This window comes from Acetobacter pomorum (assembly GCF_002738225.1).
Lineage (GTDB): Bacteria > Pseudomonadota > Alphaproteobacteria > Acetobacterales > Acetobacteraceae > Acetobacter > Acetobacter pomorum.
In genome coordinates this window covers 1-16,809 of the sequence record NZ_PEBQ01000009.1, presented here as the reverse complement: position 1 = coordinate 16,809, position 16,809 = coordinate 1, and the positions used below count along the sequence as shown (strand labels likewise).

Annotated in this window: 14 protein-coding genes; 7 read left to right on the top strand and 7 right to left on the bottom strand. The window is 44.4% G+C overall.

Features of this window, described 5'->3' with window-relative positions; all coding sequences use genetic code 11:
- Positions 1–85 precede the first annotated feature (85 nt).
- The gene (locus CSR02_RS01110) at positions 86–757 is read right to left on the bottom strand and encodes a RusA family crossover junction endodeoxyribonuclease (RefSeq protein ID WP_099540226.1); all 672 of its coding nucleotides are present in this window, start codon (positions 755–757) and stop codon (positions 86–88) included.
- A gap of 251 nt (positions 758–1,008) precedes the next feature.
- Here CSR02_RS01110 and CSR02_RS01105 point away from each other — a divergent pair, with 251 nt between their 5' ends.
- From CSR02_RS01105 to CSR02_RS01085, 5 genes are all read left to right on the top strand, one after another.
- Positions 1,009–1,716: an exonuclease domain-containing protein gene (locus CSR02_RS01105; RefSeq protein WP_099540224.1), complete on the top strand. Its 708-nt coding sequence runs from the start codon at positions 1,009–1,011 to the stop codon at positions 1,714–1,716.
- Between the two features lie 431 nt (positions 1,717–2,147).
- Positions 2,148–3,029, top strand: coding sequence for a thermonuclease family protein (locus CSR02_RS16205; RefSeq protein WP_143225503.1), 882 nt, complete (start codon positions 2,148–2,150; stop codon positions 3,027–3,029).
- A gap of 376 nt (positions 3,030–3,405) precedes the next feature.
- Positions 3,406–4,440 (top strand): replication initiation protein, encoded by a 1,035-nt coding sequence (locus CSR02_RS01095; RefSeq protein ID WP_167384063.1) that lies wholly within the window; start codon positions 3,406–3,408, stop codon positions 4,438–4,440.
- Positions 4,433–5,641, top strand: coding sequence for a hypothetical protein (locus CSR02_RS01090; protein ID WP_143225502.1), 1,209 nt, complete (start codon positions 4,433–4,435; stop codon positions 5,639–5,641). The genes CSR02_RS01095 and CSR02_RS01090 overlap by 8 nt, the downstream gene beginning before the upstream one ends.
- 141 nt (positions 5,642–5,782) lie before the next feature.
- Positions 5,783–7,318 (top strand): AAA family ATPase, encoded by a 1,536-nt coding sequence (locus CSR02_RS01085; RefSeq protein WP_099540215.1) that lies wholly within the window; start codon positions 5,783–5,785, stop codon positions 7,316–7,318.
- An 899-nt stretch (positions 7,319–8,217) separates the two neighbouring features.
- Here the strand turns inward: CSR02_RS01085 and CSR02_RS01080 are convergent.
- Positions 8,218–8,511 (bottom strand): hypothetical protein, encoded by a 294-nt coding sequence (locus CSR02_RS01080; RefSeq protein WP_099540213.1) that lies wholly within the window; start codon positions 8,509–8,511, stop codon positions 8,218–8,220.
- 369 nt (positions 8,512–8,880) lie between these two features.
- Here CSR02_RS01080 and CSR02_RS01075 point away from each other — a divergent pair, with 369 nt between their 5' ends.
- Positions 8,881–12,273, top strand: a complete 3,393-nt coding sequence (locus tag CSR02_RS01075) for a DEAD/DEAH box helicase (protein WP_167384062.1) — start codon at positions 8,881–8,883, stop codon at positions 12,271–12,273.
- Between the two features lie 185 nt (positions 12,274–12,458).
- Positions 12,459–13,076 carry a hypothetical protein gene (locus tag CSR02_RS01070; protein ID WP_143225501.1) on the top strand — a complete coding sequence of 206 codons (618 nt, stop codon included), beginning with the start codon at positions 12,459–12,461 and terminating at the stop codon, positions 13,074–13,076.
- A gap of 52 nt (positions 13,077–13,128) precedes the next feature.
- Here the strand turns inward: CSR02_RS01070 and CSR02_RS01065 are convergent, their stop codons facing one another.
- From CSR02_RS01065 to CSR02_RS01045, 5 genes are all read right to left on the bottom strand, one after another.
- Entirely contained in the window at positions 13,129–13,371 is a 243-nt protein-coding gene (locus CSR02_RS01065; RefSeq protein WP_099540207.1) for a hypothetical protein, read from the bottom strand.
- Positions 13,372–13,387: 16 nt separating this feature from the next.
- A complete protein-coding gene (locus CSR02_RS01060; protein ID WP_143225500.1) occupies positions 13,388–14,002 on the bottom strand; it encodes a hypothetical protein in 615 nt (204 codons plus the stop codon).
- Positions 14,003–14,074: 72 nt separating this feature from the next.
- Positions 14,075–14,785, bottom strand: a complete 711-nt coding sequence (locus tag CSR02_RS01055) for a hypothetical protein (RefSeq protein ID WP_099540203.1) — start codon at positions 14,783–14,785, stop codon at positions 14,075–14,077.
- On the bottom strand, positions 14,782–15,564 hold the full coding sequence (locus tag CSR02_RS01050) for a ParA family protein (protein ID WP_143225499.1): 783 nt from the start codon (positions 15,562–15,564) through the stop codon (positions 14,782–14,784). The genes CSR02_RS01055 and CSR02_RS01050 overlap by 4 nt, the downstream gene beginning before the upstream one ends.
- 243 nt (positions 15,565–15,807) lie before the next feature.
- A partial coding sequence (locus tag CSR02_RS01045; protein WP_208616784.1) for a hypothetical protein occupies positions 15,808–16,809 on the bottom strand: 1,002 nt, incomplete at its 5' end.

Genomic DNA, 16,809 nt, shown 5'->3' with positions numbered 1-16,809 from the left:
CGAGTGGTTTAAGGAACTGGTCTTGAAAACCAGCGTGCGGGGAACCGTACCGTGGGTTCGAATCCCACCCCTTCCGCCAAACACATCATAAAAAACCTATACTTTTCCTCATATTATCAACATCACATTTTAATGCTGGCCTTATAAGCATCTCTACTCCTGGCCTTTCTGAGCAAACTTTCGCATGTATTTCCGCTACAATAAGTTTGTCATCACAAAAAACAACTTTATTCATGCCGTCATAAAGAGCCTTTTCAAGGTTATCCAAATCGCCATCTCTTATAGAGGTAGGCCACTCGTCATTTTGACCAGGGATGTAAAAGATTGTCCCCTTAAAAAGGGGCACATCATAAGGCTTAATACCAGCCTCTAGCATAGCTCCATAGGTTAAATGATGGATCATCTTTTCGTATTCTCGAGTAGCTGTAGGAGTGATGCTTTTCATCTTCATAATAGGCCCACCAGCACCTTCTGCATCGACATTCACCCAGGCGTTCGCCTCCTGCTTCATGAATGTCCTCGCTCTAGCTTTAGGCTTCGGGACTAAAGGTAAAAATGCCTTAACGAAAGGTAATTTTGTTTTGCTTTCAGTTAAAACCGGATGTCTACTTCTTTTATGCTTTTTTAAAGAGGCCGACTTTGTAGCAACATTATCACTCTGTACGGATGCATGAAGTGTTGCGGCAGATGCAGAACGCTGAGTCTTCTGCGCATTAGAGAGATATCTCTCTAAATCTGCTTCTGTCCACCTAACCATTTAATAAACCTTGTTGGATCTGATTATTGTTAAGGCCATATTTGAGATATAAAAATACCATAGGCCTTGATGACAGGTCTATGGTATAAATCCAACGCATAGTTATGATAAAAAAATGAAGGTTGCCATAAAAATGACATCAGTGTATTCTCCGCCGTTCGCAAGTCTGAGACACAATGATAAAGACCAACATAAATCAAAAGTATCACCTCCAGAGTTAAGTTTATTTTTTTAATTTTCAGTGGATAAAAATGACGCACATTTCTGAAAATCGGAATACAGGGCGAGAGGTCGTCCTAGATACAGAAACCACTGGCTTAAAAATAGAAGACCGGGTCATTGAGCTTGGCATGATTGAACTTCAGGATAAAATACCTACGGGAAGAACATATCATATGTTTTTTAATCCTGAGGGGACGCCTGTTCATCCCGATGCTCTGGCAGTTCATGGGATTACAAATCAGCTTCTTGAGGATAAGCCTACATTCGGATCCCAGATTAGTGCGATTTTCGCATTTCTTCAGAATGACCCTATTGTAGCGCATAATGCCTCATTCGACATTAGGATGATAAACAACGAGATTAAAAGACGCAGCTCTGGGCAAAAATTATTGCCCAACGAAGTTATTGATACGCTCAAAATCGCTCGTGAAAAATTCCCTAATGCCGACAATAGTCTAAATGGGCTTTGTCGTAGGTTTAAAATTAATCTCGATCGTAGGAATAGTGAGGGCCACGGAGCACTACTGGACTGTGAACTATTGGCAGAATGTTATGAGGAACTCACCATAGGGCGAAACCGCCGTATTATGTTTGATGTGCCCCTTGAAAGGGGGAATGGATATGATCATGTTGCAGAAATAATCGCGCCAATATTAAAGAAGGATAGAGGAATTGGAAGACCAAATGCCCAGGAGTTAAAAAGGTGGCAAGAATTCAATAGGACGTGCGGTTTTTAATTGGCAAGTCTAAACGATAGATAATTCAATCAACGAGGCAAAACAGTGTTCACAAACTCCCCATCACACATCAAGGTAAACCCAGCCCATCAGTTAGATGATAGTGCCAATTGCGATGACAACCAAGCCACAATACAGCAAAGTGCGTCTTCTCGCACTCTCAGCCATAGCCATGAATTGATCAGTTATCTCTCAAAAAGACTTTCTAGTTTAAGATTGGCAGGTCACGTCCTGTGCAGTTCTGATTTATAATTCTCCATGCAATAATCTTTATAGTTCGAAATATTTATTTTCGATTGGCTTGCTGGCATTCTAATCGCTACGCTTTTTAAGATCACGATGGTCGATCGAAAGCGTAGCGAAGCATGTATACTAATAAACGTATTATACCCCTACTCCTCACATCTATTTCGAGTATATGGATTGCGCTTTTGCCATCCCCTGTTCATGCGCAGTTTATGACACCATACTCAGCGTCATCCATCCAGGGATCAACGCTGCAGGATGCCGGCAGGATTAACGCTTACGGCACGTTACCTTCAACCAGTGGGTTGGGTTATGCCAATCAATCTGGGATGGCCTATGGGCCACAAATTTCCTCCCAAAATCAACAAGTCAATCAGCACGGGGCCGAGAATACAGACCCTGAGAATGGGCTATCCCCAGAAGAACGAAAGTTGCTTGGATTATCCGAAGCAAGTGACGATCAAGGGAAAGATCCTTGTAAAGACTCCAAAACAGGAAACGAAGTACAATCACCTGAAGATCGAACTAATGAAGCTAAAGATATGACGTACGGAGGGGGTGATCAAAAAAAGGACAAATCGGATATTGAAAAAAAATGTATAAAGAAGCAGAGCCCCAGCAATAAAAAATCCATAACCGCTTCCGCAACCAACAAAAACTCCTCAGCCAGTATTTCCATAGGGAGCGTGATTACTGGACATCCAAAAGTAATATCCGGTGATGTTATCTCGATTTTAGGGCACAACATCCATCTTGCTGGAATTTCGTCCCCTCCCCTATCAGAAATATGTCGGTCAGGAGCCACCACATGGAGATGTGGCGAAGACGCCCTATCAACCCTTGCTGACGCTTTAGGGAATGCCTCTGTTACATGCCGCATTTCAGCCTTGCCTTCTAACGTAACTGGAAAGAGCAATGCAGAGGGAGTGTGTTCCGGTTCAGATGGGATTAAAGATCTATCAACTTATCAGGTCTCTCAAGGAAATGCCTTGGCTATCAGTCCTCACTTAAAAGGGGCAATGTTTTTAGCCAAATCCAACCGTCTTGGTATATGGGTAACGCAATAGGATCGCTTCTAACTTACCTTTAGACTTTAGAAAGCCTTTCCCCTTTCACTTTCTAAATAACTTGCGCCGGAACCAATCCTTTCTGCCTTCGCCACTCTCTAGAGTGATATAAGTTTTGGACTACATATCGCGCTAAACTTGACTACATAAAAATAAGGCCTTTGGACTTTTAATGTTGTAATTTTCCATTTTGGCCTTGTCAAAGCCTCGGCCATATAAGATAGACCATTAAACCTTGTTAGTTGGTTATACATGGCAAGGTTAAATTGTATTTTTTGTAGGACTTATAATGGCCGGACGGAGATCTCAACCAAAATCATCTCCCATTTCATCTTCAGTGCATGGTGGACGGTTATTAAAGTCTGCTCACGTAATCATGGCCAAAGAGCGTGGCTCTTTAGAATTGCTAGATAGAAAAATCTTCAATTTCCTATTGAGCAGAACTATCAGCCGAAATCAGGATCCGTCAGACAATATCCATTCTGTGTTTGTATCTGACATTCTTAAATTTATTGGCCACACCTCTACTGACAGACTGAACCAGTCTATGGCCAGATTAGCGTCAGTAAATATTCTAATTGATTACGTTGATAACCGCGGATCGAAGCACTCCGTTCTCTCTCACTATCTTTCATACGATCTCGAACATAGCGAAACAGGGCAAATCTCATTTGCGTTCGACAAGATCCTTATGCGGTTTTTAGCCAACCCTAAGGTCTTTGCGATTCTGGATCTTGCTACTGTTAGAGGATTTAGAAGTGACTATGCAGCTCGATTGTATGAAATTATGGCTCTGCAGTTCGGCAAACGTCATCCAGAGTGGACTGCGACTATTGACGAATTTCGGGAGATAATGGCTGTAGGCCAAAACTACCCCCGTTATAATAATTTAAGGGCCAGAGTAATCGATCCTGCTGTGAACGAGGTAAATGCCGCGGCACCATTTAGCGTTATTATGACGGAAAAGAGGGGTGGTCGGGGCGGCAAAGTTATTGGTCTGACATTCCGCGCGGGGGCCAAAAACGCCGTTTCACTTAGCACTGTTGGTGATGTAGCCCGCCATGGCATAATGGCTAAACGGCGTAAAAATCCAGAACGTGATCCATTAACAATCGACCTTCTTTCGCGCAAAACTGACGCTGAAAAAGGGCCTTTTGATTTATCCGAGGAAACCATACGAAGATCTCTTGAAGACTACAATATTCCAGAAATTTCTGCTCCGTACGAAGAATGGAAGAGAAGCTACGACAATAGGCCGCCTCCGATTGATCCTGATTGGGCCTTCTTAACCTGGCTAGATGTCTACACCGAAAGGAACGGCGCCCAGAAGGACGATATCTTGGCGCAGGGGGATCCAGACATAATTAGCAACATTCTCGAAACTATCGGCTGCACTGATGAAGATGACTGACGACCTGAATGACTCGTCTATCGCTCTCAAACGCGGTAGAGCTGCTGATTACGTACGTCAGACATTGCGTGAAATCCACATTAGCAAGCCTATGCTTGATCTGATCGACAGAATGGCTACATCTCCTGGCCTTCCTAAAGAGATAGATGGTGCATGGCTTCGAAAAAAATGGCAATCAGAAGTCCTTTGCGTAAACAATGGGATTATAAATCTCCAGGGAGTAAGCCCCGATATTGCGTTCCAGAATTGGTCTATAGATAAACTCGACAATCCACGTGGGCTACTTAGAAAATCAATTCAGAAAGCCTCACAAGAAATTCGTCATGATCACGTATCTTATTTCCAGTTCGGCCGATGGGATCAGGAAAATGCATGCGCAGAACGTATGCGTGGAAGTGATGATGACGAAATAAGCCTCATGGCTGCGTTATGGCTTCGTCAATCTTTGCGAGAGCAATCAAAATTTCTGACCGAAATGCTTATCTTGTACTCAGGAAGGATCAGCCGGAATGGCTTGGAAAAGCAAACTCCAGATTGGTTAAAATACTCTCCTGACGAAATCCGCTGTTGGACGACCATACCTCCGACTTGCCAACCTCTATGGCTTGATCATGCCAAAACACTCTTTGGAGAAGTGTTGAAAAATTTACCGCGCACGACAATCGAGAGAGGCGCAAATAAAAGTAGATTAGATAGAATAGATGAGGTCAGGACACTGCGTTTGAGATTACAGTCAGAACGTGTGGCCAATATGGATTTCTACAGCATGCCTGGCCCATTGGAAAAGGCCGCAAAATTAAACATTACTGCCAATGAGTTCCTACTGGCCCAGAAAATCATGTGTGATGATATATTGGATGGGAAATGCGATATTTCCATTCACCGAGACCAACCCGTGTGGATGATCTTCGCAAAATATCTTTCACAGGCTAAAGGAAAAATTGCCCTCCCTGATTTCTCAGAAGTGGAAACGCGAATACAAAATATATTTAACCTTGATATTGAGGAATTTATATCAGGTCTACCTCCGCTCTCTAAAGGCCTTATTTTGCAAGGCTCTGATATCCTTACAGAGATCAAAGAATGGAGTCTTTATTTGACTTCAATTTTTCAGGTTCAGTCCGAATGGCATAACATCCCTTCGGCCCCAGATTTGGGTTTTGTCTTATGGCTCGCAAAAAAGAGATGGCCTGAAATGTGAGTTATGAGCTCACACGAAGCCCATAGTCACGACATAAAAATATAAGGATTTTAGACTGGTCGGCAAGTTGTTGATGACAACAATAATTCCACAATGTTATGATTATCTCATAGAATAATTTATATAGAGAGACTACCGATTATGGACAATTCGACCATTCACTCTCCATCAGTTCAACTCCCCTTTTGGCTTTTATCGCCTAATCTCCAAAGTGGAGAAATTATGGCACGTCAATGTCTGAACATTATTGGCCAGGGTCACTCAATTTCTCCAACCCGTGAATCTGCTTGGAAAGTATATCTCGCTCTAACAAAATCAAACCCTGACGCAGCCAATTGGTCAGACACGAATACTACCGCATGGTTGTTTGTAGCCGCGATAAAGGGGCAACCTGAAGCTATTACGAAGATCTCAAACTTTATCTCTGGTATGACAGAGGAAGATGTAAAGAGCTATCTTCATGCGAACCCAACTCTTTATCCCCTGCTAGGCGCCTCTATTCAAAGAGGAGAATGGAAGAAACTCAAGGCAGGGATTATCAGCAACTGGGAAACCTACCTTTCCGATACCACCAAAATGCTGAATGAAGATAGAGGATGGGAAGGAGACGCTGAATCAGGCCCTTCTGTTTCATGGGCCACAGGCAATGGCTATGACAAGGAAGTAATTAACTCTCTTGTTTCTGTAGCAAAGGAAGATCCCCTCCTACAAGAAAACCTATGCGATGTTAACAAGTCACCTGCTCTTGTTGTCGTGGCAGATTTTCCGGCTCTTACGCCCCTGGCGCAGGAGGTCAAGGATCAATTTTCAAATCTAATCGGCCGGCGGCTTCCTTTTGCGGCGGATATTCCATCAATGGCTAAATTCAAGGATAATTTCCTAAGAAAGTTCCCCTGGGCACAGAATGTATGTAAGGCAGTCATGAGGCATTTGGCATTCAAGACCCGTACATCTTCTATGAGTGCATCCATTCCCGCTCTTCCTCGCCTTCTCCTCGTTGGGCCTTCCGGGGCGGGCAAAACAGCCATGTTAGAATACATTTGTGAATTGGTTTCTGTGCCAACCACTACAATTTCAGCGGGCGGGGCAAGCGATGATCGTGGGTTATCAGGAGTAGCACAAAAATGGTCATCTCGCGCACCATGTATTCCATTAGGAGCAATGTCTAATTATGGATGTTGTGACCCGGCGATCATCATCAACGAGCTCGAAAAAAGCGGCAACATCAACCTCCGTAACGGAAGTGTGCAGGCATCTCTGTTAGATATGCTTCAGCCTCCATCCACCGGCTATCTGGATGCCTGTCTAAATGCGCCCATCGTCCTAGACGGTGTATCCTTTCTGGCCTCTGCAAACTCCCTACATGGCTTAGATCCAGCCATTCTCAGCCGCTTCGAAGTTATTCATGTTGCGCGACCTGACGCATCAATTGATAATTTCTGGGCTCTACTCAATGGAGTGGCTCTCCAGTATGAGGACTCCTTTTCCTCAACTGAGACCCTCACTCCGATTTTGCCAGATCAATCAGTTATTAACATATTTCGTGAATGGGTGAGTTCAAAATGTGATATCCGCGCTCTCCAGCGTGCTTATCAACTCGAACTGTCTGATCAGATTCTTCTAATGGACTCTTTAGACACAGAGGCAACTGAGGAAAAGGTTGTTTATCGCAACTGAAATCCTGAAATCCATCATAAACTTCCCCAATCTAAAATAGAGGGGAAGGTTATTAAAGTGGGAGAGAGGATCCAAATGCTTAAATCTATTGCGTACTCTCACTGTGAGACATGTGGCGACCTTACTACCTTTCCACATGATCATCAGAATGATTTAACGGGACAAGATAACGGCCCTTTGATTTTCCCGCCACGCAACAAACCAACTCGAAAAACTGCCACGGAATTGAGAGCTATCAGGAAAAAGGCATGGGCAACTCGACGAACTAAATATGGATCATGTTGTCATAGATGATCCATATTCATCTATTTCTATTAATTTAACCCTCTACTCATTTGGGAAGATCACCGCCTTTATTTTTTTGAGCGAAACTCCATCTCTCAATGCAAGGAAATGTTAATTTAGTCTCCCGTACATACTTGATCTACACAAGTTCTGCTTGGCATAGACTGCGGGTATCCATAACCAGGACCGGAAATCAATCCATCCATAATCATGCCACCCCATGGGGCAAAATCTTGCTGGCGCCACCCACCATACCCTCCGCCATTAGGATATTGTGATACCCCCCATGATGGAGATCCCCATGGTTGTCCGTCATCTCTTGAACGGTATCCACCACTCTGCCACCCGTCTCCTGGTGATGGAGGGGGTGCTTCTGGCGGAGGGACCTGAGTTAGCTCACTTGTAGGAGGGCGAAACGGCTGTGGTGGTCCATCCATATACTCACTTCCACCATATGCCCCTTGAGCAAAAGAAATCGATGTAGATGTTAGAAGGACACTGAGCGACAAAATGAAGCCAAAAACTAGGTTTCGTCTCGGTTCCTTCACTGGGAATTTAGTCATCACAAACCCCTTACCGATGCCGGCCAGCCCCCAACAGAAGCAATTCCGATTTCATATTCCATCACGCAGACCTATTTTCCAGACTGGCTCACCAGCATTAGAAACGTGAATGCTGACATCATATCCTTGGAAGGATTTCTCTGGCTGCCGATTATAGACGCTCAAAACGGATGCCACCATCATCACAAAGGTAATCATCGCACACCCTGTAGCAACGAGAAAATACGCCACACCTTGTTCAGTATCGCGGCCCTCATTCATACAAATACCCAAATTCCGCTTATAATAAACTACAAAAACCAATGTAACAAAAAACGCACATACTTTCCCTAGACAATCTAACATTACCCTTCCTCTTTATACTTCTACTTCAACCAGTGTTTCGTGTTTCAAGAATATCCATCTAGATGAAAGCACGAACTCCTTCCAAAGCCATGCCATTACAAAGTCTATCGGGAGATTAAACTTCGATAAAAATGGCCTTACCCAACCAATTAACAACATTAGCATTTATTAAATTATGAAATGATAAGGCTTATTTAAATTCCAAAGCCTAAATTCCATATGACTGCACCCAAATCTTGCTCTACGTCGCATTTCTTAAGGACAGATTATCCCTATCCAATTTGGAAAAACCAGCAATATTATGATATATTTTCGCTCTTATTCAGATTTAGATTGAAGGCCTCTCTTTTCGAGCAGGAGAGGGAAATCATGACCAATTCATCAGGCCCCGATTTTTCGGAAACCACTCAGGGCGATCCTCTGGATACCGGAACTTCATCTAAGGCAGAAGCACTCAAGGCCCTCCGTTCATGGATCGCAGTCGAAATATTGTCACCTGATGTCCATAATGACGGTAAGTGGCATGACCTGGCGACTAATTATGGTGGCAAACTATGCACCACTTCTCTTGAAAATAGCCACCTTCAAGAGACGCCAGTTCCCCTTGCTTCGGATCCAACACCATGGCCTTCCGAAATGTCGGAACAAATATTTCTTTCTTCCCCATCCAAAGGGAAAAAGAAGTCTCAATCTCAATCTAATGGGTCAATAGATCTATTCTCCTACGATGAAAGCAAAGGCAAAACGAGTGATATTGACGAGCGTGAGGCCCCGCAGGCGCAACCATCACATAACGGCCAAAGGCAGAAGCGTAATTGGTATCATATTGTACTCGGCGCCTTACCAGCAGGACAATCTATTAAAGCTCTGAATGAAAGCTTTAATGAGTCAGAAGATACACTTCCTTCTGAACGATTGCAGCCGACTTCAGGAAAAATAATCGCCGCTACGATAATTTTGAATGAATGGGGCCTATATGTACCTGACACCTTAGCTATTGCCAGTTTTGCTTGGGGACTGGGTAATATGCTGTCGACAGGAGATGCATCGCTTCTTCCTGATTGGCGTGTAAAACAAACTTTCATCAATACCGAAATCGAAGACATTCTAACTCAAATTGACACCGGCGCCCCCCCTCACCCACTCTCATGGTCAGACTTAATTGAAACCAGTTGTATTCTACGTGACAAACTGAAAATACCTAAGGAATTATGGCTTGGCGTACAATGTGCGATTGTTGTTGAACGTGAACGCCCACCACCTGGCGATCTATTATGCTCGCTATACCTGAACGATCTTGAGACTGCTGCAGCAACACTTAATCGTGCTCCAACTGCATTTGCAGAATATATGGGGATTAAAAAACCCTGCGATCCTTGGAATGCACTTAAAGACCGTTCGCGAATTTCTAATCTACTCTATCCTGGGATGTTCCCTCTTGCCAGATGGCCCGGGCCGGGCCTCCACCCGCTAAACGTTCTACAGCAAGCAGCCGTTAACAACATCTGTTACAACCTATCCAGAGAGGGATTAGAGTCAGTCAACGGCCCACCTGGAACAGGAAAAACCTTCTTACTGCGCGATATTGTTGCCCACGTAATGCTCTGCCGAGCTGAGCATCTGGCCATGATTAAAGATCCCAACATGGGCATAGGCCAGATAAACCTTCTCGACTTTGCGATAGTTGTTGCCAGTAGCAATAATGCCGCTGTTGAGAATGTCAGCCTCGAACTCCCGATCAGAGCTAAGTCCCTTGATGAAGCAATATGGCTTGAACGTGGATTAGATCACTTTGGGAAGCTTGCTACCTTTGTTCTCGACATCCCAGATGAGAGTGATGAGGGGAATAAAGCATGGGGTATGATTGCTGCCAAACTTGGCAATTCTCGAAACAGGAAAAACTTTTTCGAAAAATTCTGGTGGAATGAAAGTTGGGGTCTTTCTCACTGGATGGCCCGGGCGGCCAATCCAGATTCCACAATTTTGGTGGGTAAAAAACCAGGAAAATTAGAAGAACATTACCCTCCCCCAAGACGTCCTGAAGCAATGGCAAGATGGCAGAAAGCCAGAGATGATTTCCAACAGGCACTAGATCGTTGTCACAAAATTCGTGACGAACTATCCGGTGTATGTGACACCAAAAATATAAGGATCAAAGGTGAGATCAGCATCCCAGCACTTACCGAACAAAACCGCCAATTCACACTAGATCTTGAATCAGCCAAAAGGGCTTGTGAGGCCGCTTCAATAGATGTTCAGATCAACATGAGTAGACTTGAGGCCGAAACTGCCAAATTGACAGCTTTGACTTCCAATCGTGTATCTGAGGGCGAGAACGCAAACGCACAAATCCAGCGCATTTCAAACAACATAGACCAACTACAGACTTCGCTTATTCGCTCCAGAAAGAGATACTTGTCATGCGCGACTGAGCGAGACAGGTTAATCGCCTCCATCAGACACAATGACCGCGTTATAGCGACTGTGGGCAATGAAAAAGAACTGGAGAATAATCAAGAAGAGCCACCCCAATCTTCACTCGGACCAAAGGAAGGCTTCTGGTCACTTCCACATGAGTTATTCCACGCTGGCAGCCCATGGAATGAAGGTGAATTCAAAGCTGCTAGGGATGATCTCTTTGTCGCCTCTGTTAATTTGCATCACGCTTTTGTTGTCGCTGGCGCAAGGAAAATTAGAAGCGCAATAAAATCTATAGCAACGAATCAGGCAGAGCCAAATGATTGGGGAATGTTCTTCCTCATGATACCGGTTGTTTCTACAACGTTTGCATCAATCGGAAAGACATTCAACAATCTTGGGCAAGGCTCTCTAGGTTGGGTGCTTATCGATGAAGGGGGGCAAGCAACTCCTCAAGCTGCTGTAGGCGCTATATGGAGATCTAAGCGGACGGTTGTCATCGGCGATCAGCAACAGATTGAACCCGTAGTAACAATCCCGCCTAGAAGTACTGAGCTCATCTTCAGAGAGAACAAATCTGACCCTAAAAAGTGGGCAGCGCCTGAAATTTCCGCTCAGTCTTTGGCAGATAGAGCCAATGAAGCTCAAGGGCACTTCCCTACTGACGATCCAGATCTTCCACGTGTAACAGGCTTCCCTCTGCTAGTGCATAGAAGATGCGACAAGGTGATGTTCGATATCGCCAATCATCTGGCCTACGGAGGTGAGATGATACATGCAACCCAGCCTGGACCTTCGGCAATCAGAGATTTGCTTGGTCAAAGTTCATGGGTAAATATTTCAGCGCCTTCTCAAGATAAATGGGTTGAGATGGAAGGTCGGGCTGTGACCATTGCAATCTCAGGCATCTGCGAAAGACTAGGCCATATTCCTGATATCTATGTCATCTCACCATTCAGGCAGCCAATAAGGCATCTCAAACAAATGATCCGCCGAAATGCCGCCAATCAGGTCGATTTTAAAGGCATAGATAGGCGTAAATTATCAAGGTGGGTTTCTTCGAATATCGGGACAATTCATACATTCCAAGGGAAGCAGGCAGAAGCTGTAATCTTACTTCTTGGAGCTGGAAGTGGAGCTAAATCGTCATCACGAATATGGGCTGGTAAAACCCCACACATCTTAAATGTAGCTTCTACGAGGGCACAACGATGCCTTTATGTGGTAGGCAACAAAAGAGAATGGGAAAATGTAGGAAGCTTCAAGATAGCAGCCAAGTTTCTCCCCACTATTGATGCAAAATCCTGGCTCTCAAAAATCAAAGATGACCAAATAAATGGCTAACTCAGAATCAGAAATCTCGCATAACTTCCCGACCGGACCATGGAATGTTCTTGTTGTAAATCGTAGGCTAGGCCCCCCGATAGTCGCTTTCGGAAGTCCTTCTGGGGTAATATATACTCGAAAACTCAGTCCTCCACACTTCAAGACAACCATCTTGAATGATATTTTTCAGAAAGAGCAAGGGAATGCCTGAGCCCACAACGAACAACAACAACTTGATCATATACCGGCTGATACCACTGGAACCATTTGGCACCCTTATCAGAGTGCGGGACTTCATTGTGGAAATGTCTGAAGGGAAATTTGGGCTGGGCGGAGGGGGAGGATGCTCCTGCGCCATCGGAGATAATATCGAGATAGACATGCAGCCACACACCTTCCAGAAGGCTGCTGAAGATCTCCTAGATGAAAAGGCGCTCTCCTACCTAAGTTATGGTCGTGATATGTGCTGGTGGGCTTATGCGGTGGATATTGGAGGCAAGGCGTTCTCCAATTTCGCTCAATCCTCTGGGAATGGAAGTATTGATGTACTTTCTGAGATCATGGAATTCGTGCTCTGCTCAGAAGGTGACACTAATATTAGCTTAAAGAAGATAGAGGAAACCCTTTCAGCCTTGGATGCTTCCTCCCAAGGTATCCGTAGTATCCAAGATGCTTCGCACGATGAGCGAATTGCTGTTGAGAAACTGCTCCGCTCGAAACTGCAAGAGGAAACGGGGCATCCCTCTCTTGTCGATGTGTCTCTCCTGACAAATTCCTCTGCCCACTATACGACCAGAATTTTCGACAAAAATTATCGTTAATAACTCTCCCCGTCCTTCAGGACGGGGGACATTCCTTTTGCTAAAACTCAGATTAAAATAACAACGTCCACCCATTTAATATTTGGGATACCCCTGGAACAACAGATACGGATTTATCCTTATCAGTCGAAGGTTTTAAATTCTTATCCGCCAAAAACAAACTTCCTGCTCTTCCAAGCCTGACCATTTGGCCCAACGATCCAGAAACTGAGGATGGGTACCCCTCCCCTTCAGGAAAGGCCAGATCACACCACTGCCCAGACATCTCTTCCATTTTCAGAAAATCAATATTCATTTTAACAACCTAAAGCTTAATCATCTTGCCAATAGCCATCATCCCAATCATCCTCCGTATGCGAAGAGTGATCTTCAATAGGCCTTTCGCTTTCATTATTCGCTTTAATAGCAAGACATTCCTGAATAACCAAATCACAAAAAGCCTTACCAATTACCTTAAAATCATGTTCACATCTTTTGTGAACATAGTCCTTTTTTCCATCTAGCCTTGAGTATCGTAAATAGTCCTTATCTTCCTTTGCAGAATATCCACAAACAAGACATCCTCCTTCAGGAGCCCACCACAACCTATGCTGAAAAGCAGCGTGGACAGGATTTGCAGCATCCATAATTTCAGACCAAAAAGACCTTGCTGTATTAAAAACAGCCTCACAGACCGCCCTTACATGCGGTGTTGGCAATAATTTAATGTCACATCCCATCATGGGGCCAATAACTGAATAAGCCTTATATTCCTTGCCACTCATGAAAGTTATATCTTTTAGATCGTCTGATGCTTTAATAAACGCCTCATTAGGAGGTATACCCATAATAAAATAACGAGAAGCAATCTTTAATACCGCCTCTCTATCAAATGGAAAGACTTCATCCCATATTTTCTGAGAAATACGACTAGGCTTATTAGGCATCTGTGCCGTCATTATAAATACTTACGATTTACCCCCAAAGACTTTGGATAAGCCTTTGGGGTAATACTTCAATCAATCTTGCAGAAGTTCCCTTAAAAGTTTTTGCAGATCAGGGTTACTGTGGACTACATCATGAAGCCTATCAAGTTCGGTTTTAGATGCACGGTTCACGCCGACTTTTGAAAGTTTCACAAAAGCAGAAGCAAATTCAGCAAATGTATCTTTACCGGCAGGTGGAATAATATCTACCTGCTTACTCTCTTTACGAGATATAGCTTTATCTTCGACCCCCAGTTCTTCTAGGGTAGATTTAATTGAACTTTCAGTAGCATCGGTGAAGTCAAAATCAGCTTGACGCAGTGCCTCTACCGAATGAGGTTCTAACTTAGAAAGCACACGTGCAGGACGTAACGCTCCCGGAACCTCAGAAGGTTTTAGCCGACCCTGCCTGACGCTCTTTGCCACTTCCATCGCGTCATAAAGTCTGGCGCGAGAAAGAGGCATATGAGGAGCAACCGAATTTTTGAAATCCGGGAAACGTTCGCGCATATTCAAACACAACTCACCAATCGAAATAATATTCTTGGTAGCTGCGTCATAAAGGATCTGTGCTGATTTGACCCCCTCCTCAATAGTGGGAGGATCCATATCAACAGCAGGCATCATACGATTTACATCACGAACAGAACCAGGAACGGAAGGGAAATGTGTTGAACGCCCACGCTCAGATGCCGTTGATGTTGCAGACCTTTTCTGCATTTTTCCAATTAGACCAGCCATCATGCCACCTTCTTTGACTGGATGTCTGGAGTTTTATTGCCGTTGAGGCCGACCTTACGCCTCAACCACAGCCACAGGGAAACAAAATCAGGATCTTTTTCTCTGGCCAAATTCGACTCAGTCACTCCAAGGCCATATTGATCTGTGGAGCGGTAGACTTCCAAATCACGAATAATGATGGGGCAAACATCTCCACATTCAGCGAGCATATTGTTAGCCATATCACAGGATCTTGATTGACGCCGGACACCCATCAAAACGATTGACGCTTTATCAGACTCATGAAGAGCATCTGCATACCATGCTTTCACCGCACGAGTATCTGTCGCAGATTGCCGGCATGGAACTAGAATAAAATTAGACCGAGAAGTCAGGCCAGGCAAAACAGAAGCGGCGTCACCGGTCTGAAAGCCAGAAGGAGTATCAACGACAATAACGTCAATTCCCTCAACATCCTTAATGTCCTGAAGTGCGGCAACCCCATCAATATAATTTGCAACTTCGACGGGGATTTCCTTCAGGTTACTTTCTTCACCATCGGATTTCATATCTGCAATGGTTGTGTCACGAATATCTGACCATGCACGCAGTGACATTTGCTCATCAAGATCCAACCCTACAGCTTGGAAACCATCGGCAGTAGCTGATGCCAAAAGGTTACGTGCTAAAGTAGTCTTGCCTGACCCGCCCTTGCCAGACGAAATGAGAATGACCACAGGATCACTCTTAGAGTGCATTTTCACATTCATTTTTAGAACCAATCTTAGCCAGCCAGTTTTCACGCAAATCCTGCTTTCGCAGAATCCTTGCGATATTTAATAAACAAATCGAATTTGCTATGCAATCAAAAAATACTCATTTTTTGCGAAAACGGTTCTTCGTGTTCCCAATGAGAACACGAATTTCAGTCTCACCATGCTTAAGATGCCTGTTTTCCGGGGCTGTTCGGATATTCGGCTAAACAAAAGAAGTGAACCACATTTTGTGTATTTTGCGGTAAAAGCAAAGTTGGGACTTTAAAAAAACTACATATAAATTGTCATGCACGCCCCCTGATCATGATCCCTCCACATTACTTCAGTAAATGAATCTCCGGGCAAAAGAATGAACGTGGAAGAGTAGACGATTGATCCATCATTTGCGCTGTTTGAATTCCTGGTTACGAGTTGACCATTAACATAGATTTCCAAGTTATTTTTATGGCTGGATGATTCCCCGCCAGCATATTCGATCAACCAAGGCCTTCCTGTATTGTTCTGATGCGGGAAGTCCGAATAGCTGAAATTATTTGATTCACATTGATGATAATACAACAGAGAAAATGCCGTTGAGGACACCCACATTCCTGTGACACAGGTGAGAGTATTGCCATACTTGTCTTTTGCTATATCGCCATTATTAGCAGTAAACCTAGCCGCATCGTTGCTCGCGCTATAATAATTTAACGGATTGGGAGAGATCATGCCGTCGCTCTCATTGCAGGGCGCTCCAGCTACGGCTGTTAAAGTAGGCCTAAGAACTTGCCCTTGAACATACGCCGCAGCTTCAAGCGACCCTCCAGGTCCATTCATGGCGATATTTATGGAACTTGGACTATTCCCCGCGGCGAATGTACCTCCAGACGACACAAAGTCGTACCCATGAAGGCCACCTTGCAACGTCCCCGGATATGCATTGGGGTCCATATTCCTAACCCCGACATTCCCGGTAAACTTTGCGCTCTCAAGAATAGATTCACCCGACGGGTGCAAATAGTAATTTGAATTGTCAGTATCCAAAACATATCGGGTGGTGGCGTTGCCATCCAAATAGGACATCGCATCCACCGCTAATGGTGCCCCTTTTATGTGTAATTGTGAGGTCTGACTGCCGTTTCTGACAACACTGTCGCCGGTCACCACAAGACCTGGAGCACGATCAGACCAAGTAATAGGACTACCATTTATCAGGTTCAGCCCGGTTTCTGCGGTAATTTCCCCCACCAGTCGAGATCCGCCATCAACCTGAAAATTATTACCAGGCCCAGT